This is a genomic window from Aurantiacibacter sediminis (assembly GCF_016019885.1).
In the GTDB taxonomy this organism is placed as follows: domain Bacteria; phylum Pseudomonadota; class Alphaproteobacteria; order Sphingomonadales; family Sphingomonadaceae; genus Alteraurantiacibacter; species Alteraurantiacibacter sediminis.
The window spans coordinates 1,005,306-1,029,553 of sequence record NZ_JAEANY010000001.1; the positions used below are offsets into that span (position 1 = coordinate 1,005,306).

24 protein-coding genes are annotated in these 24,248 nt (G+C 60.6%); 6 read left to right on the forward strand and 18 right to left on the reverse strand.

Going from position 1 to position 24,248, the window contains the following annotated elements:
- Window position 1: 1 nt before the first annotated feature.
- Genes puhE through bchF form a run of 13 tightly spaced genes read right to left on the reverse strand, consistent with a single transcriptional unit; the run spans window position 2 to window position 13,933 of the window.
- Window positions 2-814 (reverse strand): putative photosynthetic complex assembly protein PuhE, encoded by an 813-nt coding sequence (gene puhE, locus I5L03_RS05135; protein ID WP_197920596.1) that lies wholly within the window; start codon window positions 812-814, stop codon window positions 2-4.
- Window positions 808-1,869: a magnesium-protoporphyrin IX monomethyl ester (oxidative) cyclase gene (gene acsF / locus I5L03_RS05140; RefSeq protein WP_197920597.1), complete on the reverse strand. Its 1,062-nt coding sequence runs from the start codon at window positions 1,867-1,869 to the stop codon at window positions 808-810. The genes puhE and acsF overlap by 7 nt, the downstream gene beginning before the upstream one ends.
- Complete coding sequence (locus I5L03_RS05145; protein WP_197920598.1) at window positions 1,866-2,150, reverse strand: hypothetical protein; 285 nt, start codon at window positions 2,148-2,150, stop codon at window positions 1,866-1,868. The genes acsF and I5L03_RS05145 overlap by 4 nt, the downstream gene beginning before the upstream one ends.
- A complete protein-coding gene (puhC, locus tag I5L03_RS05150) occupies window positions 2,150-2,635 on the reverse strand; it encodes a photosynthetic complex assembly protein PuhC (protein WP_197920599.1) in 486 nt (161 codons plus the stop codon). Before puhC ends, I5L03_RS05145 begins: the two co-directional genes overlap by 1 nt.
- A complete protein-coding gene (gene puhB, locus I5L03_RS05155) occupies window positions 2,632-3,255 on the reverse strand; it encodes a photosynthetic complex putative assembly protein PuhB (RefSeq protein WP_197920600.1) in 624 nt (207 codons plus the stop codon). The genes puhC and puhB overlap by 4 nt, the downstream gene beginning before the upstream one ends.
- Complete coding sequence (puhA, locus tag I5L03_RS05160) at window positions 3,252-4,022, reverse strand: photosynthetic reaction center subunit H (RefSeq protein WP_197920601.1); 771 nt, start codon at window positions 4,020-4,022, stop codon at window positions 3,252-3,254. Before puhA ends, puhB begins: the two co-directional genes overlap by 4 nt.
- A gap of 21 nt (window positions 4,023-4,043) precedes the next feature.
- A complete protein-coding gene (locus I5L03_RS05165) occupies window positions 4,044-5,471 on the reverse strand; it encodes a BCD family MFS transporter (RefSeq protein ID WP_197920602.1) in 1,428 nt (475 codons plus the stop codon).
- On the reverse strand, window positions 5,471-6,172 hold the full coding sequence (gene bchM / locus I5L03_RS05170) for a magnesium protoporphyrin IX methyltransferase (protein WP_197920603.1): 702 nt from the start codon (window positions 6,170-6,172) through the stop codon (window positions 5,471-5,473). Before bchM ends, I5L03_RS05165 begins: the two co-directional genes overlap by 1 nt.
- Window positions 6,172-7,059 carry a ferredoxin:protochlorophyllide reductase (ATP-dependent) iron-sulfur ATP-binding protein gene (gene bchL / locus I5L03_RS05175; RefSeq protein WP_339379613.1) on the reverse strand — a complete coding sequence of 296 codons (888 nt, stop codon included), beginning with the start codon at window positions 7,057-7,059 and terminating at the stop codon, window positions 6,172-6,174. The genes bchM and bchL overlap by 1 nt, the downstream gene beginning before the upstream one ends.
- 20 nt (window positions 7,060-7,079) lie before the next feature.
- Complete coding sequence (bchH, locus tag I5L03_RS05180; protein ID WP_197920605.1) at window positions 7,080-10,619, reverse strand: magnesium chelatase subunit H; 3,540 nt, start codon at window positions 10,617-10,619, stop codon at window positions 7,080-7,082.
- Window positions 10,609-12,174, reverse strand: coding sequence for a ferredoxin:protochlorophyllide reductase (ATP-dependent) subunit B (bchB, locus tag I5L03_RS05185; RefSeq protein ID WP_197920606.1), 1,566 nt, complete (start codon window positions 12,172-12,174; stop codon window positions 10,609-10,611). The genes bchH and bchB overlap by 11 nt, the downstream gene beginning before the upstream one ends.
- A 5-nt stretch (window positions 12,175-12,179) precedes the next feature.
- A complete protein-coding gene (locus I5L03_RS05190; protein WP_197920607.1) occupies window positions 12,180-13,460 on the reverse strand; it encodes a ferredoxin:protochlorophyllide reductase (ATP-dependent) subunit N in 1,281 nt (426 codons plus the stop codon).
- A complete protein-coding gene (bchF, locus tag I5L03_RS05195) occupies window positions 13,457-13,933 on the reverse strand; it encodes a 2-vinyl bacteriochlorophyllide hydratase (RefSeq protein WP_197920745.1) in 477 nt (158 codons plus the stop codon). The genes I5L03_RS05190 and bchF overlap by 4 nt, the downstream gene beginning before the upstream one ends.
- Before the next feature lie 497 nt (window positions 13,934-14,430).
- On the opposite strand from bchF, the gene I5L03_RS05200 reads away from it, so the two are divergent.
- Genes I5L03_RS05200 through I5L03_RS05225 form a run of 6 tightly spaced genes read left to right on the forward strand, consistent with a single transcriptional unit; the run spans window position 14,431 to window position 20,491 of the window.
- Complete coding sequence (locus tag I5L03_RS05200; protein WP_197920608.1) at window positions 14,431-15,090, forward strand: cobalamin B12-binding domain-containing protein; 660 nt, start codon at window positions 14,431-14,433, stop codon at window positions 15,088-15,090.
- A gap of 13 nt (window positions 15,091-15,103) precedes the next feature.
- Window positions 15,104-16,525, forward strand: coding sequence for a transcriptional regulator PpsR (gene ppsR / locus I5L03_RS05205; RefSeq protein ID WP_197920609.1), 1,422 nt, complete (start codon window positions 15,104-15,106; stop codon window positions 16,523-16,525).
- A 54-nt stretch (window positions 16,526-16,579) separates the two neighbouring features.
- Window positions 16,580-17,482 carry a chlorophyll synthase ChlG gene (chlG, locus tag I5L03_RS05210; protein WP_197920610.1) on the forward strand — a complete coding sequence of 301 codons (903 nt, stop codon included), beginning with the start codon at window positions 16,580-16,582 and terminating at the stop codon, window positions 17,480-17,482.
- Complete coding sequence (locus I5L03_RS05215) at window positions 17,479-18,816, forward strand: BCD family MFS transporter (RefSeq protein ID WP_197920611.1); 1,338 nt, start codon at window positions 17,479-17,481, stop codon at window positions 18,814-18,816. The genes chlG and I5L03_RS05215 overlap by 4 nt, the downstream gene beginning before the upstream one ends.
- Window positions 18,816-20,012: a geranylgeranyl diphosphate reductase gene (locus I5L03_RS05220; RefSeq protein ID WP_197920612.1), complete on the forward strand. Its 1,197-nt coding sequence runs from the start codon at window positions 18,816-18,818 to the stop codon at window positions 20,010-20,012. Before I5L03_RS05215 ends, I5L03_RS05220 begins: the two co-directional genes overlap by 1 nt.
- Window positions 20,009-20,491 carry a TspO/MBR family protein gene (locus tag I5L03_RS05225; protein WP_197920613.1) on the forward strand — a complete coding sequence of 161 codons (483 nt, stop codon included), beginning with the start codon at window positions 20,009-20,011 and terminating at the stop codon, window positions 20,489-20,491. Before I5L03_RS05220 ends, I5L03_RS05225 begins: the two co-directional genes overlap by 4 nt.
- A gap of 351 nt (window positions 20,492-20,842) precedes the next feature.
- On the opposite strand, the gene pufC is transcribed toward I5L03_RS05225, so the two are convergent.
- From pufC to pufB, 5 genes are all read right to left on the reverse strand, one after another.
- Entirely contained in the window at window positions 20,843-21,901 is a 1,059-nt protein-coding gene (gene pufC / locus I5L03_RS05230) for a photosynthetic reaction center cytochrome PufC (RefSeq protein ID WP_197920614.1), read from the reverse strand.
- Window positions 21,901-22,872 carry a photosynthetic reaction center subunit M gene (pufM, locus tag I5L03_RS05235; protein WP_197920615.1) on the reverse strand — a complete coding sequence of 324 codons (972 nt, stop codon included), beginning with the start codon at window positions 22,870-22,872 and terminating at the stop codon, window positions 21,901-21,903. The genes pufC and pufM overlap by 1 nt, the downstream gene beginning before the upstream one ends.
- A gap of 14 nt (window positions 22,873-22,886) precedes the next feature.
- Complete coding sequence (gene pufL, locus I5L03_RS05240) at window positions 22,887-23,711, reverse strand: photosynthetic reaction center subunit L (RefSeq protein WP_197920616.1); 825 nt, start codon at window positions 23,709-23,711, stop codon at window positions 22,887-22,889.
- A gap of 122 nt (window positions 23,712-23,833) precedes the next feature.
- Window positions 23,834-24,001, reverse strand: coding sequence for a light-harvesting antenna LH1, alpha subunit (gene pufA / locus I5L03_RS05245; protein WP_197920617.1), 168 nt, complete (start codon window positions 23,999-24,001; stop codon window positions 23,834-23,836).
- 66 nt (window positions 24,002-24,067) lie between these two features.
- Window positions 24,068-24,226 (reverse strand): light-harvesting antenna LH1, beta subunit, encoded by a 159-nt coding sequence (gene pufB / locus I5L03_RS05250; protein ID WP_197920618.1) that lies wholly within the window; start codon window positions 24,224-24,226, stop codon window positions 24,068-24,070.
- Between the last annotated feature and the right edge of the window lie 22 nt (window positions 24,227-24,248).

Below are 24,248 nucleotides of genomic sequence, written 5' to 3' on the forward strand. Positions count from 1 at the left end.
ATCAAACTTCCCCTCTGGTAATCGGGTTTTGCGCCAGCTTGCTGCGGCGAGAGCGGGGCAGGGCCCAGCCCCACAGCATGCCGTCCCTGAACGGCAAGGCGAGAAAAACGTGTTCGAGTGTGCCGAGCGCGGCGAAGGCGAACAGCAGGCTTGCGCCCACCGCCTCTGCAGTGCCGGCAGGCGAATTGATGGCGACGCTGCCCAGCCAGATGCTGAGCGCTGTCGCGGCGATAATCGAGACGACCAGCGGCCATCCAAGCCGCTGCGGCCCGTAATAGCTTTTTAGATAGGCAAGATGCGGCGGCAGAATGTCCGTCGCCGAGTTCGGCACACCATGAAAGATGTTGAGCTTGGTCGACAAGCGCATCACGTAAAGCAATGCGAACGTTATTGCAGCGAGCTGGTTCGGCGCGTTCCAGGTGAGCGAGATCAGCATGACCGCCGTCAGCGTGAGCGCGATCTCGTGATGCGAGAGCGTGGATGCGGCCTGGCAGAAGCGCTCCCATGCGGAGATACCTTCAGCGCAAGGTTCCTTTCTTGACCCCGATACCGCGCCGGTCAGAAACCCGATTTCCAGCCACGACCAGACAAGGATCGCAGCGCCGAACGCGGCGTAGGCGGCCCAGACGGACACCGAATTCATCGTCAGGAAAACGATGCAAAGTCCGACGATGCCCGCCGCGCCGCCAAGCATTAGGCTGCGTGGAAATGTGCTGCGCTCGCGATTATCGATCCAGGCGACGAGGCCTGTGGCGATGAACCAGATCGCGATGGTCGCCAGAACCGGCAAGATATGGCCGCTCCAACTTACCACGCAGGCTGCATCCGGACGTTTTCGGGCACTTGATTGGGCTTGGTTCGGTGGAAGTACATGCGGGCGAAATTCCATCCCGCGCCCAGCATTCCTTTGATCTGAATCAATTTTCCGAAAATTCCGCCACGTTCCTTGCCCGCCTCGATTGTCTCGCTCGCCTGATATAGCGCTTCCATCTTGGCGCGGAAAGCGGGATCGTCGATGTCGAGCTCCACCGGGAAGACTTGGCGGCTGATCTGGTTGCAGATCGAGAAGACCTTGTAGTCGTAATCGGTCGGATCGATGCCCAGCGCGGCGTGGAACAGCGGCCGATTGTGATCACGCACATACATCGTTGCATAGACCGATAGCAGGAAGAAGCGAATCCACAGCTTGTTGTGGCCTTTCAGCAGCTTCGGATCTGCATGCATGAGCAGGGCGAACGCTTCGCCATGGCGGAATTCGTCATTGCACCATTCTTCGAACCAGCTGAAAATCGGGTGGATCTGCTTGTCCGGATTGGCCGCGAGATGACGGTAGATCGTGATATAACGCGCATAGCCAATCTTCTCCGACAAATAGACCGCGTACCAGATGAACTTCGGCTTGAAGAACGTGTATTTCTTCGTCCGCGTCAGGAAGCCGAGATCGATGCCGATGCCAGCATCCTTCAGGCTTTCATTGATGAAACCTGCATGGCGGCTTTCATCGCGGGCGAGCAGTTTGAACAGCTGCTTCACGTCCGGGTTCTTCGTGCGCTTGGCGATCTCGGCATAGAGCACACAGCCGGAAAACTCGGCCGTGAGCGAACTGACGAGGAAGTCGATCATCTCCGCCCGCAGGCCGGGCTCAAGCTTGTCGAGCGCGCCTTTGAAACTGTCATCCTTCTTGAAGTGCTTCTTGTTGGGATCGCCCTGCATTTCCGCGATCAGCGAGTCCCACTCGCCGCGGACTGAGGACACGTCGATTGCATCCAGCGCATCGAAATCGGTGGTGTAGAAGCGCGGCGAGAGAACGGTGTTCTCTTTCGCCATATCCATCGCGTCATCTTTGGTGATTGCTGTGTGTGCGTTCATCGCACCCTCCCCGGATTGAAGCTGACTTCGTACAGCTCCTTGAAATCGAAATAGGCGGCGGCCCGCGTCCAGGCGCGCATCAGTGGGCCGGCGCGTGTGACGGTTGCCATGCGATCGAACACGGCGGTTTCGCCAAAGGAAATCTGGATGGGATCGCCATGCACGCGCACGCGGTCTCCCGGCTGGATGCCGACTTCATCGGCCAGTTCGACATGCGCGTGGAAGTGGTCTTCGCTCTGTTCCACGGCAATGCGGCAGGGCAGGTCGAATATGCGGGCCATTACGAAACGCTCCCATCATCGAGCATGGAGACGAAAATCGCGCGATTATCCGGCCCGAAGCCGCCAAGTTCCAGCGTGCGACCTGTCGCGCTGTCGGCGATCGAGAGGCTGCCATCTTCCCACATGGTGAGCGCGAAAGGCGGCTCTGCTCCGATGCCATGAGCGCGCCTCTCCCGTGCGAGGCCGCGCAACACGCCGCGCACGAAGCCGCCGCTTTGCGTTTCCGTATCGACCACGATCACCGTGTCGCCGTTGCTGACGTCGGTCACGATCACGCTTCCGTCTTCCTGATCGAGGAAGCGCAGATCCCGCTCGGCCACGGCGCTGACATTCGCCTGCGCTCGTTCGACACTCGGCACGGCCGCGCGGTCAATAAAGCCAAACGTCACCGCGAGAGTCAGCAGGAAGCTGACCCCGACAAAGGCAATGGCTGAAACAAGTGCCGGGCGCGGGATGGTGTTCTCGTGATCGTGGGCGTGGCTCATGCGTGGGCCTCCTCCAGCCCGGTGGCGGGACGGTTCACCGTGCTGGTGCGCGGCTCTTCCTTCACATTTGGGACCAGCGCGTTGCAGGCATCTGCCAGCAGCTTGGCGACCGCGTCCGCATTGGGCAGAGCGCGCAACATCGGCTGCACGGCGCTCAGCTTCCACGGGCGAGCATGCGGCCAAAGCATGGCGTAGCCGAGGCCGTGGCGACCGCTAAGATGCAGAGCGATGTCACCGAAACCATTCGCATGCCCACGCAATTCTGCAGAGCCGATCAGATGCAGCGGCAAATTGATGCATTTGTTGAGCGCGACGCCGATGCGAAGCACGATCCGGCGGTTGGTTATGGTGTAGACACTGGTGCGGGCGACCAGCACGGCAAATCCGGCGAGCAGGCCCAGCGTCACGATGGCTGCGATGACGCTGGCGAGCGCACCGCCGACACTTCCGCTAAGCACTGACCATAGCGCCAGCAGCGCGAAATAGCCCGTGATCCAGCGGCTGTAGAGCGCCGTTCGCAGGAAAACCCGCCAATCGGGCGCGCCCTGCCAAAGGACGGCTTCGCCTTTCGGCAAATCCCCCGGGAGGCCGCGGACCGGTTCGTGATCGTATTCGATCATATGAATGGCTCCTGGCGGGCTTCACTGGCGTAAAGATAGCCGCCGCCGAAATAGGCAATGACGCGCTCTTCTTCGTAGCGGGTGATTTCGGTGGGTGAGGCAATGGCCGGGACATTGGCGTAATCTGCGGCATTGATCGCATCGATCATCACCCGGTCCTTGCGCAGCACGGCCATGGCCATGGGTGCGAGCACTTTCTTCGCGCCGATATCTACTTCCAAATAGCGAACGATATGTTCGGAGCGGTCGACCCACATATCGGTGACAGTGCCCGCTTCCTTACCATCTGCCGCCAGCACTTTGAGGCCGCGCGGATCGACGCTGAACATGAAAGATGCGACGCCGAATTCATCATCCGATGACATCGGGACGATACGTGGCGTGCCATGCGCTGTCAGGTCGGGATATTTCGCGCGGTCGGCGAAAGCTGCGGGGCCAACGCCATCGACCAGCGGATTGCCCGTGGGCGAATAAGGTGCGCCGGGGAAAGGCTCGATCCGGCGCGCGGCGATTTCTGCCGGGTCGCGATTGTTGTTCGGCGCGGAGAAGGTGCCATGGCCGAAGGGCAGCTTGAATGTCTTCGGCTCTGCCGTGCTGAGCGGTCCGCCGGGCTCGTGGACCATGCCGGTCATCTCGTCCTCAACGGGATAGCCCTCGCGTCGGTCTTCGCGCCTCAGCCAGAAGACAAGACAGATGAAAAACAGCACGAACAGATAAAATGCCAATTCGGCCACATCGATTGTGCCCACAATATTACCGTCAGCCATCGGGGTTTCCTTTCGCGGAAATCATGTCGGGAATTCCTGCAATCCGAACGAAGCAGCGCCGCTTTGCGACCTGCCCGAACGGCGTTTCCCGACGAGGGGGCCGAGCACCGCCAGCGTGCCCAGCAACAGGATAATTTCGATCATGTACACAGTGCCATAACCAGTAGCGCGCCCAGCCAGCGTGGCACCGAATGCGTCAGCCAGGGCGTAGTTCGAAACGGCATCGCGGATGATGCCTCCAAGCGCGATTGCCGCGCCCATTGCGGTGGCCTGCACGGCGCCCCATGCGCCAAGGGCAAGACCCGCATCATCATCGTGGGAAAGCTCCATCGCAGCACACAAAGTGCCGACCGAAAACAGGCCGACGCCAAGGCCGATGGCCAAAGCCCCGCCGAACAGCAGCAATGGCGCGCCAAGTGGCGAAGCGAAGAGGATCATCATGAAAGCCGCGATGCCGATGACAGCTCCCGTACCGGACAGGCGGAGCGGATCGACATTGCGCGATAGGTAGCGGGCAGACAGCGTAAAGCCCACGAGCGCACCGAAGGCCCATGCCCCGGTAAGGCCGGTGGTTGCGCCAACGCTCATGCCCAGCACTTCGCCGCCAAACGGCTCCAGCAGCGCATCCTGCATGGCAAAGGCCATTGTGCCGAGACCGATAGCCGTTAGCAGGCGCAGTGTATTCGGGCGGGCTGCGAAGCTTTGCCAAACGGTTTTGAAGGCGGGGCGGGGCTCGCTCGTATCGGTCAGCGCACGGTTGCGTGCTTCCTGCTTCCACAGCGCGATCACGTTCAGCACCATGGTCAGCACGGCCGCGCCCTGAATGACCTGCACCAGCCGCGTGGGCGAGAAGTCGTGCAGCAGGCTGCCGATGATGAAAGCGGAGAACATCATGCCGACCAGCAGCATGACGTAAAGTAACGCGACCGCGCGCGGGCGCTTGTCCTTGGGCGCAAGATCGGTGGCGAGTGCAAGACCTGCGGTCTGCGTCGTGTGCATGCCTGCACCTGCCAATACGAATGCGAGCATGGAGGCAGCAACGCCAAGATTGAAATCTTCCGGGCGGCTCATCAGCAACAGCGCGAAAGGCATGATGGCGAGACCGCCAAACTGCATCAGCGAACCGAACCAGATATAGGGCACACGTCGCCAGCCCAGCACGCTGCGATGCGTGTCGGACCTATGCCCCAGCGCGGCGCGGAAGGGAGCGACCAGCAGCGGGATCGCGATCATGGTTGCGACAAGCCATGCAGGAATGCCAAGCTCCACGATCATCACGCGGTTGAGTGTGCCGTTGAGGAGCACAAGGCACATGCCAACGCTCACCTGAAACAACGCAAGGCGCATCAACCGGCCGAGCGGCAGATCGGCGCTCGCCGCATCGGCGAAGGGCAGGAAGGCCGAAGCCACCCGCGTCCATTTCGCCGAGATGGGAGCGCCTTGATCCATCAGCCCTTCACCAGCTCTAATGCCTGTGATGTATAGAAACCGCTCGAAACACGCTGGCTGCGCCCGAGGCGCCAGCCTTTGAGAGCGGAGAGGCGATCGCGGAGTTCGCCTTCGGCTACCGGCACGATTGCAGGCGAGCGATCGGAGCGCGGGAAGAGCTTGCCCACCTTGTGCATGGTGCCAAGCATCTTGGTGTAGGGCGCGAAGGTGAAAAGAATCGAGTGTCGTGCGCGCTCGCTCAATGCTGTCAGCGTGTCGACAATGTCTTCTGCCTGGTAGTGGATTAGCGAGTCCATCGCGACGATGTGGTCAAATTCACCCAGCGCCGGATCGAGCATGTCGCCCGTTTTCCAGCGAATGCGGCCATGGCCGTGAAATGTATCGGCGCGCTGGCGTGCGATCTCCACCAATCCGGCTGCAATATCGATGGCGGTGACTTCTGCGCCGCGGCAGGCAGCCTCCATGCTGAGTGCGCCCGTGCCGCATCCGGCATCGAGCAGCTGGCCGCGGCGCATGTCTGCCGGAAGCCAATCGAGCAGAGTGCTGCGCATTTCATCGCGGCCTGCGCGCACGGTGGCGCGGATGCCGCTGACCTTTGCATCCGATGTAAGATCGATCCACGCCTTGCGCGCCGTCCCATCGAAATAAGCGGCGAGCTTTTCGCGCTGCGCATCATATTGGTTGGGAGCACGGGTCGCCATTATTCAAATCCCAGGAAGTCGAAAATATCGCGGTCTTTCATCGGCGTTGCCGTCTGCGGTTCGACACCGTCCCACAGCAATTGCGCAAGGCGGATGTATTCCATCTGCGCGGCGTGAACGTCCGGATCGTCGCTATCCATTTCAAACAGTGTGCACTTTTTCAGGCGGCTGCGACGGATGGCATCGAGGTCCTTGAAATGGGCGAGACGCTCCATGCCGATCTTGTCAGCGAAGCGGTCGATCTCGTCGGTCTCGCGGCTGCGATTGGCGATCACGCCAGCGAGCCGAACTTCGTAGTTCTTTGCCTTCGCGCCGATGGCCGCGACGATGCGGTTCATCGCGAATATGCTGTCGAAATCGTTCGCGGCGACAACCAGCGCGCGCTCGGCATGTTGCAGTGGGGCAGCAAACCCGCCGCACACCACATCGCCCAGCACGTCGAAAATCACCACATCGGTGTCTTCGAGCAGATGATGTTGCTTGAGCAGTTTCACCGTCTGGCCAACGACATAGCCGCCGCAGCCGGTGCCGGCAGGCGGGCCGCCCGCCTCGACGCACATCACACCATTATAACCTTCGAACATATAGTCTTCGGGCCGCAATTCTTCGGAGTGAAACTCGACCTCTTCGAGCACGTCGATCACCGTCGGCATCAGCTTCTTGGTGAGCGTGAATGTGGAATCGTGCTTGGGATCACAGCCGATCTGGAGCACCCGGTGGCCCAGCTTGCTGAAGGCGGCGGAGAGGTTGGACGAAGTCGTCGATTTGCCGATGCCGCCCTTGCCATAAACGGCGAACACCTTTGCGCCCTTGATCTTGTCAGTCGGATCCAGCTTGACCTGTACCGATCCCTCGCCATCCGGCTGCATCGTCTTCGGGGGTGTCATCACATTCATAATCTATGTCCTCATTCGGCCGCGAAGATGCCTTCGAGCCGGTCTTCAAGGTCGTTGCTGGCATCGCGCAGCGCCTCGAGTGTTTCGTCGTCTGGTTCCCAAAGCCGCCGCTCGCAGGCTTCGAGCAGCCGCTCCGCCACCCGGGCAGAGCTGTGGGGGTTGAGCGCAGCAAGGCGCTCCCGCATTTCGGGGTCGAGCACGAATGTCTCGCTGATTTTCTGGTAGACCCAGGGATTGACCTGACCGGTCGTGGCGGACCAGCCCATGGTGTTGGTCACATGGCCTTCGATGTTCTTCACACCTTCATAGCCGTGCTTCAGCATCCCCTCGAACCACTTGGGATTGAGCGTGCGGGTGCGGGTCTCGAGGTCGATCTGTTCGGACAGGGTGCGCACCTTGGCCGACCCCTGAGTTGCATCGAGAATATAGACCGGAGCTTCGGCGCCTTTGGCGCGCGCGACCGAGCGGCTGATGCCGCCAAGCCCGTCCACATATTGATCGAGATCGGTAATGCCGACCTCGACGCTTTCAAGATTTTGATATGTGAATTCAACGTCTTTGAGAGCGGTGCGGAGCAATTCGCGCTGCTGCACCGGCGTGCCGTTCACGCCGTAAGCAAAGCCCTTATGCGTCTCGAAAGCGTTGGCCAGTTCGTCCGGATCGGCCCACACACCACCTTCGATCAGCTGGTTTACATTCGCACCGTAAGAGCCCTCCGCATTGGAGAAGACACGCAGCGCCGCCGTCTCGAAATCGCATTCATGCGCGGCCTGATGTGCCAGCGTGTGCTTGCGAACGAAGTTCATATCCGCTGGCTCATCTGCCTGAGCGGCGAGCAGGGCGGCTTCTGCCAACATGCGCGTTTGCAGAGGCAGCAGGTCCCGGAAAATGCCGGAAAGGGTCACAACTACGTCAATGCGTGGGCGGCCGAGTTCCTCCAGCGGGATCAGTTCGGCACCAGCTAGACGGCCATAGCCATCGTGGCGGGGGCGCGCGCCGATAAGCGTCATCGCCTGCGCAATCTGCACCCCGTCGCTCTTCATATTGTCGGTGCCCCACAGCACCATGGCGAGGCTTTCAGGGAAAGGCTGGCCGCTTTCGACATGGCGCGCGATCAGGCTTTCGGCTTGCGTGCGGCCTTCCTCGCAGGCGAAGCGGCTGGGAATACGGAAGGGATCGAAGCCGTGGATGTTGCGACCCGTCGGGAGCACGTCCGGATTGGCGAGCAGATCTCCGCCCGGCGCAGGCTTCACATAGCCGCCATCGAGCGCGTGGATCAGCGAGCCAAGTTCATCACAGCTGTCGAGCCGTGCCTCAATATCTTCGCGGTCCAGCTCAGGATCGGCATCGGCCATGGCCTGGAGAAGCTCTTCACGTTCGGCTCCTTGCGGACCCTTGCCGACAACGTGCAGACCATGCGGGATCAGCGTGCGTTCGAGCTCGTAGAGCCGCGCAGATAACTCCTCGATCGCACCGCATTCGATGTCGAGCACTGCGCATTGCTCTTCGATCGATGCCGCCAGCGCATCGCGCTCTTTCCCGGATTCCGACAAACGCCAGCGATCGACGCATTCCTTGAGCTCGGCAAAACCCTTGTACAGACCGGCCCGCGCCAGAGGCGGTGTCAGATAGCTGACCAATGTCGCTGAAGAGCGTCGCTTGGCCAGGATGCCCTCGGACGGGTTGTTCGAGGCGTAGAGATAGAAATTAGGCATGTCGCCCAGCAGCCGCTCCGGCCAGCAGTCGCCGCTCAGGCCGACCTGCTTGCCCGGCATGAATTCCAGCGCCCCGTGGGTGCCGAAATGCAGAATGGCGTGCGCACCGAAGTCTTCGCGGATCCAGCGGTAGAAAGCGGCGAAAGCATGGGTCGGGGCGAAGGTGCCTTCGAACAGCAAGCGCATCGGATCGCCTTCGTACCCAAAGGCGGGCTGCACGCCGACAAAGACATTGCCGAACTGTGCGCCGAAAATTTGCAGATGCGATCCATCCGACTGGATCTTGCCGGGAGCAGGGCCCCACTGAGCCTCGATCTCCGCAATATGCGGCTCGCGGCGCAGGTGATCGTCTGCAGATACGCGCGCGGCGACATTGGCATCGGTGCCGTAGGTTTCCGAATTGCCGATGAGGATGGCATCGCGCAGTGCATCGACGCTTTCAGGCACATCCACGCTGTAGCCCTCGGCTGAGAGGCGCTTCAGCGTCTCGAACAGCGATTCAAACACGGAGAGGAACGCCGCGCTGCCGACCGAACCGGCATTGGGCGGGAAGTTGAAAATGGCGATGGCGAGCTTGCGATCCGCGCGCTCCGCCTCGCGATTGGCAATGAGCTTGACGACTTTCGCAGCGAGCGCATGCGTACGCTCGGGGTCGGCATGCATGGCGCGCACCGGCCCGTCGCCGTTTTCCCGGCGGCCGCCATAGACGGTCGGGTTTGTCGCGCCGTCGAGTTCGGGCAGCGAAACCATCATGGTGCTTTCCAGCGGCAACAGGCCCTGCCGACGCTCGCGCCATTCGCCCAGCGTCTGGAATTCGATGGCGTGCGCCGCAATGTAGGGCACGTTCAGCTGCGCGAGCAGGTCTATCGCGGCTTCGCTGTCATTATAGGCTGGGCCGCCCACCAGCGAGAAGCCTGTCAGATTGACGATCGCGTCGACGAAAACCTTGCCATTGTGGGTGAAGAATTTCTCGATCGCAGGCCGCGCGTCGAGGCCGCTGGCGAAGACCGGAACGACTTTCAGCCCGGCAGCTTCCATCGCGTCGATCACGCCATCGTAATGGCCGGTGTCCTTGCCAAGCAGGTAGGACCGCAGGATGATCAGGCCGACCGTGCCGTTCTTGCCTTTCTTGCGCGGAAGCAGGCTGAGACTTTCGCTGATCTTAAGGTCGCGCGCCGGGTGATAGACCCCGGTTTCGGGATATTCGACAGGCGGACCGGCAGGCGTAATGCCGCGGCGGGTCAGGCGATCACCGGCGGCGTAACGGTCGATCAGCGCGCGCACCATCGCGACGACATTCTCTTCAGAACCCGCCAGCCAATATTGCAGCGTGAGGAAGTAAGCTCGCACATCCTGCGCGGTGCCAGGGATAAAGCGCAGGATCTTCGGCAAGCGGCGCAGCATCTTCATCTGGCCAGCGCCCGAGCTTGCACCCGCTTTCTTCGATCCGCGCAGTTTCTTGAGCAGAGCGAGCGGCCCCTTCGCAGGCGCATCCATCCGATAGGGACCCATGCGGGTGAGCTTTACCACTTCGCCCGCGCTCATCAGGCAGACCATCGCATCGCAATCTTCACGGCGCGCTTCCAGCGAAGGCATGATCGCGCGCACGTGATCGTCTAGGAACAGCATGGTCGCGATGACAATGTCGGCATCGGCAATCGCCTTCTTCGTCGCTTCCAGCGCGTCGCCGCCGCGATCCCAGTCTGCCGCTGCGTGCAGCGAGACGGCGATATTGCTCTTGCGCAGAGTGCTGTCCGCGCGCTCGACAGCACCTTTCAGGTGATTGTCCAGCGTCACGATGGCGACGCGCACGAGAGGCGTGAAGCTACCGGGCATAATGCGCCTTTGCATCGTAGAGCGTGGCGAGATCGATTTCGCGGCGACCGTGTTCGGCGGCGAAAGCTTCGGTGTTGCGGCGCGCCTTGCCGCGCACGAAAAACGGAATTTTCTTCAGCTCACGCTCGGCTTCGTCGGTCCAACCGCCGCCGGAGGCATCGCCGAGCGGCTCGAGCACGGCGACATCGGCCTGCGCCTCAGACTCACCCTGCGCTTTGCGCGGCGAATGGGCAGCGTGGTGCGAGGGGCCAGCTTCGTCGGAGAATTCGAAATCATCGCGGAACATAGTCAGCAAATGCTCTTCGAGGCCCATCACAAGTGGGTGGACCCAGCTGTCGAAGATCACATTCGCGCCTTCGAAACCCATCTGCGGGCTGTGACGCGCGGGGAAATCCTGCACATGGACGGGTGAAGAAATGACTGCGCAGGCGACGCCCAGCCTCTTGGCGATATGGCGTTCCATCTGGGTGCCGAGCACCAGTTCGGGGCACGCGGCGGCGATGGCATCTTCCACCACCATGTGATCATCGGTGATCAGCGGTTCGACGCCGTATTTCTTCGCAGCGGCGCGCACGTCTCGGGCGAATTCGCGATTGTAGCAGCCAAGGCCGCAGACTTCGAAACCAAGTTCTTCGCTGGCAATGCGAGCGGCGGCCACCGCATGGGTCGCATCGCCGAAGATGAAAACGCGCTTGCCGGTGAGGTAAGTCGAGTCGACCGAGCGGCTCCACCACGGCATGCGTGATGCAGTGTCACCCAATGCCGGAGCAGGAGCGACACTTGCTAACTCTGCGATCTCAGTGATGAATTCGCGCGTTGCGCCAACGCCGATAGGCACGGTGCGGATGGCAGGTTGCTTGAAAGTTTTTTCCAGCCACCGGGCGGCTTCATCGCCAATCTCGGGATAAAGGACGATGTTGAAATCTGCCGCGCCAATGCGCGTAATGTCCTGCGGTGTCGCGCCCAGCGGGGCGACCAAATTCACGTCAACACCAAGCGTATCGAGGATCTTGCGTATTTCGACCAGATCGTCGCGGTGGCGGAAGCCGAGCGCCGTCGGGCCGAGGATATTAGCCAGCGGCCTGCGCCCGGCCTGATCCTGCGGAGTGATATCGGTGTCCGCCAGCGTGCGCACGATCTGGTAGAAGCTCTCCGCTGCGCCCCAGTTCTCCTTGCGCTGATAGCTCGGCAGTTCGAGCGGGATGACCGGGCAAGGCAGGCGCATGGCCTCTGCCATTCCAGCTGGATCATCCTGGATCAGCTCAGCGGTGCAGCTTGCGCCAACCATCATTGCCTGCGGCTGGAAACGCTCCATCGCGTCACGCGCGGCGTCCTGGAACAGCTGCGCTGTATCCTTGCCAAGGTCGCGCGCCTGGAACGTGGTATAGGTGACGGGCGGGCGCTTTCCGCGCCGCTCGATCATAGTGAACAGCAGGTCTGCGTAAGTGTCACCCTGCGGCGCGTGCAGAACGTAATGCATGCCTTCCATCGCTGTTGCGACACGCATGGCCCCAACGTGGGGCGGGCCTTCATATGTCCAGACAGATAGCTGCATCGCCCCTACACCTTCAGCATATCGCGCCGCCGCAGCGGCCGGGCGAAGAGCTCGGCAAGATCGCCTGCCTGCTCGAAGCCGTGGATGGGGGAAAAAACGAGCTCGATCGCCCATTTGGTGGAAAAGCCTTCGGCCTCCAGCGGATTGGCAAGGCCGAGGCCGCACACGGTGAGGTCGGGCTTGTCTGCACGCACGCGGTCGAGCTGGTTGTCGACATGCTGGCCTTCGGAAATGCGTGTGCCTTCGGGCAGCAATTCCAGCTCGCGGGCTGTGTGATGGCGGTGGAGATAGGGGGTGCCGACTTCGACAGGAACCATGCCGAGCTCGGTCGCGAGGAAACGCGCCAGCGGCACTTCCAGCTGCGAATCCGGCAGGAAGGTGATGCGCTTGCCTTCGAGCTTTGCGCGGCTGTGTTCGATAGCGCGTTTCGCCCGCTCGCGGCCGGGTGCGACCACGCGGTTGAAGTGCATTTCATCCACACCGAAGCTTTCAGCAGCGGCGCGGAGCCAGGCGGTGGTGCCCTCGGCACCGAAGGGGAAAAGGGCATCGAGCCGCTGCGCGCCGCGATCTTCCAGCGCACGAGCCGTCTCGGTCAGGAAGGGCTGGGCCAGCAGATAGCGTGTGTGAGGACCGACCGAGGGGAGGTCTGCCGCCTTGCGCGCGGGCAAGCAGAAAACTGGCTCGATGCCGAGTTCGGCGAACAGGCGGAGGAACTGGTCTTCCACGATATCGGGCAGGGCCCCGACAATCAGCAGCTCCGGCGCTGCGTCGGGCTGGGCTGCGGGCATTTCCGGGACGAGCGATGCAAGGCAGGCATCTTCGCCTTCGGTGAAGGTCGTCTCGATCCCGCTGCCCGAATAGTTGAGGATTCGCGTGCGGCCGGCATATTTCTCGCCGAGTCGCTGGGCCGCTTTGCTCAGATCCATCTTGATGACTTCGGAAGGGCACGAGCCGACGAGGAACAGGGTGCCGATGTCCGGGCGACGACTGAGCAATTGTTCGACCACACGGTCCAATTCGTCCTGGCAATCCGCCATGCCGGCAAGGTCACGCTCTTCAATGATGGCGGTGGCGAAACGCGGCTCGGCGAAGATCATCACGCCCGCGGCGCTTTGCAGAAGGTGCGCACAAGTGCGCGATCCAACGACGAGGAAAAAGGCGTCCTGCATCTTGCGGTGAAGCCAGACGATCCCCGTCAGGCCGCAGAAAACTTCGCGCTGCCCGCGCTCGCGCAGGACAGGCGTGCAATCTGCACCATTGGCGGGGAGGGGAGCCATCTCGTTCATGCGGCTGCCATCGCTTCCGCCTGCAGACGTGCCGCGCGCAGTTTGAGCAGGAATTGTGCGGCGTTGACGACGTAGGCCGCATAGGCCGCTAGTGCGACCATCATGCGCGCTTCGACGCTTCCAATCGCGCCGAACAGCATCACCAGATAGGCGGTGTGCAGCGCCAGCACGAGCATCGAAAAGACGTCTTCCCAGAAGAACGGACGGGCAAAAAGCCATTTGCCGAAGACGACTTTTTCCCAAATCGAGCCGGTGATCATAATGGTGTAAAGCACCAGCGTTTTCAGCACGACCGAGGCATCGGCGGCGAAAGCGCCTTCACCCGATGTGAGATAGCGCAGCACAAGCCCGAGGCTGATGATGAAGACGAGGAATTGCAACGGGGCCAGTACGCCTTGCACCAGCGTCCAGACAGATTCGTCACGGCGGCGACGCTCGGCATAAGTGTAGAGCGCCCCGTCGTGAGGCAACACATCTTCTGCCGATGGCTTGGCCTGAAAAACTGGTTCTTCCCCTCTCGTCACCCGCGCAATCCTCCGCTGGTTCGAAGTGGAACCTACGCTTTTCTTACCCTAAGTGTCAATCAAACTAGACGTTAATTACAGTTGACACTTTGTGATTTGCCAGGCCGTTACAATGGGCGTATCGCTGCCCCACCGGATCGAGTCGGCAAAAGCCGCCGAATTGGACTGGTTGACGCGATCCGCGCCGCTACCAGACGGAGGTGTCTGACATGGCTTCGGGCAAGGTTCCGGATCATTCCGATCCGCTGAAAAATGCCTATCAAGGACCTGAAAATTCAGATGAAAATTCTGGGTTAGGCGGAGCTGTGTCTGGTGGCTCCAAGGCGCAAGTTTGGTTTGCGCAAAGCGCGGCGGCCGGGCGCATCAGAGACCGGATCGATCATTCAGTGAATGATCCACAATCGGCGTCAGATGATGATGGCAAAAAAGTCCTTGCGTCGGAAATCATGCAATTTGCGCCAATGCCTCTGGCGCATGATGTCGATGATTTGATGGTCGAGATCGACGCTTTCCTTAAGCGCGGTGTACCTGTCGAGTCGGTTTATATCGACTTGTTGGGCGAGTCCGCGCGCACGCTGGGCGAATACTGGAGCGCGGACGAATGCGATTTCGTCGACGTTACCATGGGGCTCTGGCGGCTGCAGGAAGTGATGCGCGAAGTATCATCGCGCTTCCCGGTCGAGCATCGCGAGCGGCCTTATCGCCCGAGCGCTCTGTTTTCATCAGTGCCGGGAGACCAGCATTCCTTTGGTGCGCTGATGGTCGAGGAAATATTCGCGCGCGCTGGCTGGGACAGCGAAGCCTTGATTGAGCCACAGCGTGGTGAAATGCTGCAATTGCTTGCGGAACGATCGTTCGATCTGGTGGGATTGACCGTCAGCAATGATTGTCCTAGCGGCCAACTCGCCAATCTGGTGTCAGCCATTCGCTCTGTATCGCGATGCGGCACTGTCAAAATCATTGTCGGTGGCAGGGCCATCAATACCAATCCAGATTTGGTCGATCTGGTGGGTGCTGATGGAACCGCCGCAGATGCATGTTCAGCATTGGTCCTCGCAGAGAGGATCGTAGTGGAGTCGAACCGGGTCGACCTGTCGCAGTCTTGACCCGAGGGATTTAATGCTCACTCGTAAGAATAGCATCGAAGGCAAGCTGCATTATGGCGATTTTGCCGGGATCTTCGACGATGTCGATCCCGATGCCGCGGCCAAATTATCGTTGATTGCGGGCGACATTTGCCTGGTCCTCGACCTGTCAGGCAGGATTGTGGGCGGCAGCGCTGATCCCAAGCAGTTTCCGGAACTGGAAAGCTGGATAGGGCAGGACTGGCAGGACACCATCACCGTTGAGAGCCGCCCGAAGGTCATGGAATTGATGGGCGGCGCGCGTGAGGGCAAAGCGCAGTCCTGGCGTCAAATTAATCACGCCGCCGCAGGCGCTGACATTCCCGTGCGTTATGCGATCGTCACTATCGAAGGCTGCGATCGTTGCCTCGCGCTCGGCCGCGATATGCGTGAAGAGGCGGCGCTGCAGCAGCGGTTCCTGCAAGCTCAGCAAGCGCTCGAGCGCGACTATATGCGCCTGCGCCAGGCCGAGAACCGGTATCGCAATCTGTTCGAACATATGGCCGAAGCGGTGCTGATGGTCGAGGCCGATACCTATCGTATTCGCGAGGCAAATCCCGCTGCGCACAAAGCTTTCGATGCGAAGCCCGGTTCCCTGAGCGGGGGAAAGCTGCCCGGGTTATTCGCACGTTCGTCACGTGATGCTCTCGTGGCCTATCTCGGCTCTGTTGTTGCGACCGCGTCCGTCGCGCCGTTGACTTTGCCAACTGCCGATGGCGAGGCCGAGCTGACCATGCGCGCCACCAGTTTTCGCCAGCGCGGTAAGCAATTTCTGCTTGTGCGGATGAATACAGGGAAAAATCTCGACGGAGATGTCGCAGCACCGTTGCTCGATGTCGTCAGACATATGCCCGATGCCTTCGTGCTTACCGATCAGCATTGGAACATCGTTCTGGCCAATTCCGAATTCGCCGATCTGATTGGCGCAGCAAGTGTCGAGCAACTTATCGGCCAAGCCGTTAGCGAGTATGTCGGGCGACCGGGCATCGACATCGATCTGATCCGCGGGCAGCTGGCCAAGCATGCTGTCGCGCGCAATGTCAGCACTGTTGTCGGCGCGACCGATGCGCATGGCGGAGAGCCAGTCGAACTGTCCGCCGTACAGACTGGAGACAACGAACCCTTTTTCGGTCTCGTCATCAGGCCGGTTGGTCGCCGGATGCGCGATCTCCCGCGCGCTGATACCGAGTCGCCGCGGTCTGTTGAGCAGCTCACCGAGATGGTTGGACGCATGTCACTGAAGGAAATCGTGCGCGAGACTTCGGATTTGATCGAGCGGTTGTGCATCGAAGAAGCCCTCAAGCACACCTCCAATAATCGTGCGTCAGCCGCCGAAATCCTCGGGCTGAGCCGCCAAAGCCTCTATTCCAAGCTGCACCGACATGGGCTCGGCAATTTCGTCGCAGAAGAGGACTGACGAAAAGTGTCAAATTAATTTGACGCTGTAGAGTGTCAGGCGTAGCCTCATAAGATGGCACGCTCCGCTGTCTCTCACGCTTCTGCTCCGCTTCCGGCGGCAAGAGACGTGCTCGAGCTGCTTAAGCCGATCACCTGGTTCCCGCCCATGTGGGCTTTCATGTGCGGCGTCGTGTCTTCAGGCGTGGCGCTGGAAGGGCGTTGGCCATTTCTTATTGCCGGTATTCTGCTGACGGGGCCGCTCGTTTGCGGCACAAGCCAGGCGGTCAATGACTGGTTCGATCGCCATGTCGACGCCATCAATGAACCGGACAGGCCAATCCCATCAGGCCGTATTGGCGGCACTTGGGGCCTACGCATCGCCATCCTATGGAGCCTGCTATCGCTCGCGATGGGCTGGCTGATCGGTCCGTGGGTCCTTGCCGCTACGATCTTCGGTCTCGCCTGCGCCTGGGCTTATTCCGCCCCGCCATTCCGTTTCAAAGCCAGCGGCTGGATTGGGCCTGGGGTGGTTGCGATTACCTATGAGGGCTTGAGCTGGTTTACGGGCGCGAGCGCGATGGCGGGGGCACTGCCAAGCCTCGGCATCCTTCTCGTTCTCGGCCTCTATAGCCTTGGCGCGCATGGCATCATGACGCTCAACGATTTCAAAGCAGTGGAAGGCGATCGGGCGACCGGGCTGCGCTCGCTTCCAGTCACGCTTGGTGTCAGCGGCGCGGCGAAATTAGCCTGCCTCGTGATGGCCATCCCGCAACTCATCGTAATCGCGTTCCTGATCCAATGGAGCATGCTCATTTCAGCAGCCGCGGTCGCGATATTGCTGGCAGCGCAGCTCGCCTGCATGCCGCGCCTGCTGTCGGATCCGGCCAAGTTCGCTCCTTGGTACAATGCGACTGGCGTCACTTTTTATGTGCTTGGCATGCTGGCGGCTGCGCTCGGCCTTGGAGGATATGTATGATCGGCTCGGCACGCCAAGTCGCCGGCGGCGGTTTCGGCTGGTTTTCCATCATTCGCCTTGGGGCGGTGCAGGCTTCGATCGGGGCTATCGTGATGTTGGCCACTTCGCTGCTCAACCGCGTGATGGTGGTCGAATATGCGCTGGTGGCGGCAATTCCGGCTGGACTGGTTGCTTGGCATTACGCGGTGCAGCTGACGCGCCCGCTGTGGGGGCACGGCTCCGACATGGGGCGGCGGCGCACGCCGTGGGTCATTGGGGGAGTATTTTTGCTGGGCCTCGGCGGATTGCTGGCAGTCTCTGCGACCGTGATGATCGCTGATGACTTCGGGCTCGGCCTCGCTTTGGCGATTTTTGCTTTCACGATGATCGGCGCAGGGGTTGGCGCAGGCGGCACATCCCTGCTGGCATTGCTGGCATCCGGCGTAGCACCCCAGCGGCGCGCGGCTGCAGCGGCGGTAACGTGGATCATGATGGTTGCCGGCATTGTCATCTCAGCGGGCGTCGCAGGTGCTCTGCTCGATCCCTTTTCGCCGCAACGATTGGCGATGGTGGCGACAGGGGTTGTGGTCGTTGCCTTTGCGGTTTGCGTAATTGCCATGTTCCGATTGGAAGCGAACGCGCCGCGCCTTGAACGCGCGGAGCCGAGCGGCCCAGCGCCCGACTTCATGGCCGCGATCCGCGAGATTTTCCAAGAGCAAGAAGCACGGCGTTTCACCGCTTTTATTTTCGTCTCCATGCTCGCCTATTCGATGCAGGATCTGATCCTGGAGCCTTTCGCGGGGCTGGTTTTCAACATGACGCCGGGCGAGTCCACGAGCCTAGCCGGAACGCAGCACGGCGGTGTGCTCGCAGGCATGATTATCGCCGGGGTTGGCGGCAGCGCCTTTGCCGCACGCATGCCGGTGGAGCTTCGCACTTGGATCGTGGCAGGCTGCATGGGTTCGGCTCTTGCGCTTTGCGGACTGGCCGTTGCGGCGCAAGTCGGCGAGGGTTGGCCGCTGGTCGCCAATGTCTTCGCCCTGGGCTTCTGCAATGGCGTTTTTGCGGTCGCATCGATCGGCGCGATGATGGGGCTTGCCGGCTCTGGAGAGAACACGCGCGAAGGCATTCGCATGGGCGTGTGGGGGGCATCGCAGGCGATCGCCTTCGGCACAGGCGGACTGCTCGGCGCAGTCGGCGTCGACGTTGCTCGCCGTGTGCAGGGCCAGGATGGCGCGGCATTTCAATTGATATTCGCTGCGGAGGCGGCGCTGTTCCTCGTGGCGGCGTATCTCGCCGTGCGCGCAGCAAGCACGCGGACGAGGGCGCAAGCGGAATTGGTGGGAGTGGGATAATGGTCGAAAAACAATATGACGTCGTAGTGGTGGGCGGTGGCCCTTCAGGTGCAACCGCAGCTTGGGATCTGGCGAAAGCCGGGCGCAGCGTGCTGCTGCTAGACCGCGCGGGTCGCATCAAGCCTTGCGGCGGCGCGGTTCCGCCAAAGCTGATGGAAGAATTCGAAGTTCCCCAAAGCCTGCTAGTCGCTCGTGCCAATTCGGCGCGCATGGTCGCACCGTCCAATCGGGCGGTAGATATGCCTGTGGGTGAGATCGGCTATGTCGGCATGGTGGATCGCGATGTGTTCGATGAATGGCTGCGTGAACGCGCGCGCATTGCCGGGGCAGAGCGGCGCAAAGGCACTTTCGATCACATCGAGCGGGACAACGGCGAAGGACCGATCGTCTGCTTCCGTGAGGAGCGCGGTGGGGACATGCAGAGGGTTCGTGCGAAACTGGTGGTCGGCTGCGATGGCGCCCGTTCCGCCGTGGCGCGCGAGAATATCGAGAATGCGGAGAACATGAAATGCGTCTTCGCCTATCATGAGGTGATCAAATCGCCGCCCAGCACGCCTGAAGGTTTCGACGGGACGCGATGCGATGTGCTCTATCAAGGCCATCTCTCGCCTGATTTCTACGCCTGGGTTTTTCCGCACGGTGAAGAATCGAGCATTGGTGTCGGCAGCGCCAACAAAGGCTTCTCGCTACGCGGCGCTGTTAAAACCATGCGCGATGACATGGGATTGCAGGATTGCGAGACGGTCCGCTGCGAAGGCGCGCCTATTCCTTTGAAACCGCTCAAGCGCTGGGACAATGGCCGCGATGTGCTGGTGGCAGGCGATGCCGCAGGCGTGGTCGCCCCCGCTTCTGGCGAGGGGATTTACTATGCGATGACATGCGGCCGCATTGCCGCGCAGACGGCTGACGCCTTTGTCGCTAGCGGCAATCCCGTGACGCTCAAGCAGGCGCGCAAGACCTTCATGCGCGCGCATGGCCGGGTGTTCTGGGTGCTCGGGATGATGCAGTATTTCTGGTATTCCAGCGACAAGCGGCGTGAACGCTTCGTCGATATGTGCGCCGATAAGGATGTGCAGCAGCTCACCTGGCAAGCCTATATGAACAAGAAGCTGGTGCGGGCAAAGCCGCTTGCTCACTTACGCATTTTCCTGAAGGATACAGCGCATCTGTTGGGATTGAGACCTGTCACGCGATGAGCAGAAGCTGGATACTGCCAGTCACCCTTGCCGGGCTTGCAGCACTGGTAGTGGCCGCAATCGGCGGAACGATAACTGATCTGGGGCCGTGGTATCAGGGGCTGGAAAAGCCCGACTGGACGCCCCCGCGCCTCGCATTCCCGATTGCTTGGACCACCGTCTTCGCACTGACTGTCATCAGCTTTGTGACCGCGTGGCGAAACGCGCCCAGTACCAAGGCGTCGGACACGCTGATCGGCCTTTTCGCGGCAAATGCTTTTTTAAACATACTCTGGAGCCTGCTGTTTTTTCGCGTCCAGCGGCCGGACTGGGCTTTTTATGAGCTCATCGTGCTGTGGGTCTCGATCCTCGCCATGATGATCTATTGCTGGCGCCTGTCACGCATGGCGAGCGTTCTGCTGCTGCCTTACATCGCATGGGTCAGCGCTGCTGGACTACTCAATTGGCAGATCGTGCAGCTCAACGGTCCCTTCGGATAGGTTCTCGTGGAGTGGTTTTTCGCTAGCGGACACGCGGTCGATCTCGTTTTGGTCGTGCTTGCCTTGGAGTTTATCCTGCTTTGGCGGAGAGGACGCAACGCATTGGACATTCTGCTGATGCTGCTTCCCGCTGCGTTCATCTTGCTGGCACTCCGCGCGGCCTTGGTCGGTGCGGAATGGTATTGGGTGGCGGGCCTTCTGACATTGTCTTTCCCCGCTCACCTCGCCGATTTGGCCCGACGAGATCAATAGCTGCGGATGTGATCCAAATCCTTATACAAACGAAAACGCCGGACCATTATGGCCCGGCGTCTTCGAGTGAAAGCCAGAGAGGTCGCTAGCAGTGAAACGCTACTCGGGTGACCTCACCTGATCGGGCCGCATGTTTGGAGCGATCGGCGCGTTGGGTGCACTGTAATTCCAGAGCGCCGGATAATCCTGCGCCATCGGGTACCCACCCAGCGGCTGGCGGAGCCCCTGGTGGCAGGTCGTGCAATTGATCTTGTAAGGATCGCCCGCAGGGCCAAGCCGATTCCCAGGGAACCATTCGGTTAGCGGGGTCACATATTCCTCATTGGAATTGCCCACCATCTGAAGGCCATACCAGGCCGTCGAGCGAACCGGACCGGAAATGCTCCAGTCGCCGAAGGACTGCGTATTGTGACAGTACGTGCAATTCACGCCCAGCGCCTGCGACATGTGTACCATCAGCGAATAGGTCGCTTCAGTGTCCATTGTGGTGGTGTCATTGTCTGTCGGATGCATGTCGTTCGACTGCACCCGGATGCCATCGAGCGAGTCACCGTTGAGCAGGTACTGCGCCACCGCATGCTCAGGTAGCGATGAATAGCCTGTGCCGATCACGGGATTGTTCTGCCCATTGAGATCGCCTGCAATACTCGGATGACCGCCATCTTCCGGCAGCGTCCAGACATTTTCAGGGATATTGTTGCCCGCATGGCAGGTATAGCACGTCACACCTACCTGGCCGACGTGATCGCCGTATTCCTGATTGATGTTCTGGTTCATCTGGATCATCCTGCGCGCAACGATCTTCGTGTAGATTTCATCGGACGCCATGTTCGCCGGATTGTGGCAGTAATTGCATCCCTCGTCCGGGGAGACCCATTCGGTGATTGCAGCCATCAGATAGTTGAATTCATCGACCGAGACGTCACCCAGGACCTGTACGTTTTCGTACACTTCCGATGCCCTCGGGCCGCCTGTATCCTCGGGCAGCTCATAGGGCGGTGCGGGGACATCCGGCATGTCCAGCTCGTCGCTCACATAGATCTGATTGCCGCCGGTACCGCGATAGCCAGTTTGCTCGGACGTTTTGGGTGCGACTTCGCAGGCCGCCATCACCAGGGGCAGACTTCCCGCAAGCGCAATTGTAGCAAGCTTTTTCATTAGCCATCACTCCCCATGCTGGCCGGGTCGACGACGCCGGTGTCCGGATAGGCGGGCGCAAAGCCATGCTGCTGTGCCCACAGATACCAATTGTCCACCACGGTGCCGGTCAGCAGGATGCCGATGCCGCCCGTAAGCGTTGTCAGCACCGCAAACCACCAGGCCCAGCGGTGGATCGATTCCATCGAGGCGTTCCAGCCCATGGTCCAGCGCCAGAACAGAGCTGCACGCTCGGATGCCGTCCCGCGATCGGTGATCTGCTCGATCTCGCGTTCGCCGCCATAGCGGCCCACGGCAAGAATAGTCGCGCCGTGCATCGCGAAGAGCAGGACGGAGCCATAGAGGAACACGATCGAGAGCGCGTGAAACGGGTTGTAGAACAGATTGCCGTAACGGATCGAGAACGCCGCCGTCCAATCGAGATGCGGGAACACGCCGTATGGGACGGCCTCTGCCCAGCTTCCCATCAAAAGCGGACGGATGAAGCCCAGTACGAGGAAAAGGAAGATGGCCGAAGCGAAGGCCCAGCATACATGCTTGCCCATGCCAAGCGCGGCAGCGCGCTTATAAGTGCGTACCCACCACAGGATCACCGAAAGGGTGAGGCAGGCGCCGGCGTAGATGAACCATCCGCCTTCAGCCAAAGGCACGAAAAGCGAAAAGCCATATTCGGGTGCAGGCGGCTCGAGCGAGAGCCAGAAGAGGTTGCGCACGAACATCACCGGGTCCCAATTGACCGAGGCGAGCATGTTCAGCCCGATAATCTCGAAAGCGATGATGCCGAGAACCAGCGAGAGCACGCCGAGCCATCCAAGATAGATCGGGCCGATCTGCGCCTGTCCGACCAAGCCCATCCAATGGCTGAAAGTCGCCTTCTTGGTGCGATGCAGATCGGAATCTGCTGTCGGAACACCCATTTCCGGCGCGGCGGTCAGCTGGACCTGGGTGAAGATGTTTTGATATTGAGCCATGTTTCAGTGCTCCTTCACGACCAGATCGGCAGGTTGAGCCACCAGGTCCACCATTCGGGCCAGCCCTTGGTCCACAATGGTCCGCTGATAACGATGCACACCGCGCTCCAGAACCCGGCGTTAAGTGCCAGCAGCAGGCCCACACGGTGGATGCCCAGCGTGCCGACCGAATAGCCGATCAGGTCGCGGAAGAAGGTGTCTTCATATTCGGGTGTTTTCACTTCCTCGCCCGCGGCTGGGTTCGTGGCGGAGAGAACCAGCGCGCCGTGCAATGCCAGTGCCAGCGTGGTGGTGAAGAAGAACGTCACCGCCAGCATATGCGCCGGATTGTAGTGGAAGTGGAGGTATTGGTAGCCGGTGTTGGAAACCCAGTCCAAATGGCTGAAGATCCCGTAGGGGAAGCCGAAATGCCAGCCGCCCATGAGGACAGGCCGGACCACGACCAATGTAAAATAGGCGAGGATGGCGACGCCGAAGGCGACCGGCACGTGATAGCCCATTCCCAATTTGCGGCAAATTTCCACCTCGCGCAGCGCCCACGAGACGAAAGAAATCAGCGCGCAGACCGTGATGATCTGCCAGAAACCACCTTCCTTGAGCGGGGCCATCATCAGCCCGTAACTCAAATCCGGTGGTGCAATACTGATCAGCCACGGATTCCAGGTTGGGCCCTGCGATGCTGCGTAGAATATCAGCATCGTCCCCAAGGTGGCAAAGAGCGCCGTAATGACTCCGAACAGGCCCACGTAAAACGGGCCGACCCAGAAGTCGAACATGTCTCCACCGATCAGCGTGCCGCCACGCACACGATACTTTCGCTCAAAACTGAGGAGCGCCATAGCCCAATCCTCCCCCGCCGAATGACGGGCAATTGTTAGTCAACATTTCGACCGTGAGGCGCGACTGGCGGCGCCAGCCGCACCTCTCGCACAGTCGAATGGTTACACTTCGTTAGCTAGCGTCAGTTGGACGTAAGCTGTGCTGTGCTGGCCGCGTTCGGGCCGTCCAGCCAGTTGTACGTGTCCGTGCTCAGCAAGATGAAGTGGATGGTGAATGCCAGCACGGCGAGGAACACATGCAGTCCCACAATAGCCGTACGTGGATTGTAGATCATCCAAGCTCTCCACATGGTACATCTCCTTGATTAGTTGAATTTTTTCATTGCCAGATCAAGCTGGCAGCGAAGACGCGACTGTTAGGCGAGCCAGGGCCTCCAGGCCCAAACCAACGCGTGGGCGACGACGGCGATTGCCACGAAGCCTACGAACGTTGCCATGAACAGCTTGTGGAATTCCTTGGCCTCTTCGGGCGTCAGGTAAGTCCGAACGCCGAAGCGATCATCGGGATCACTCATAGCTTTTCTCCATTTCTGGTTG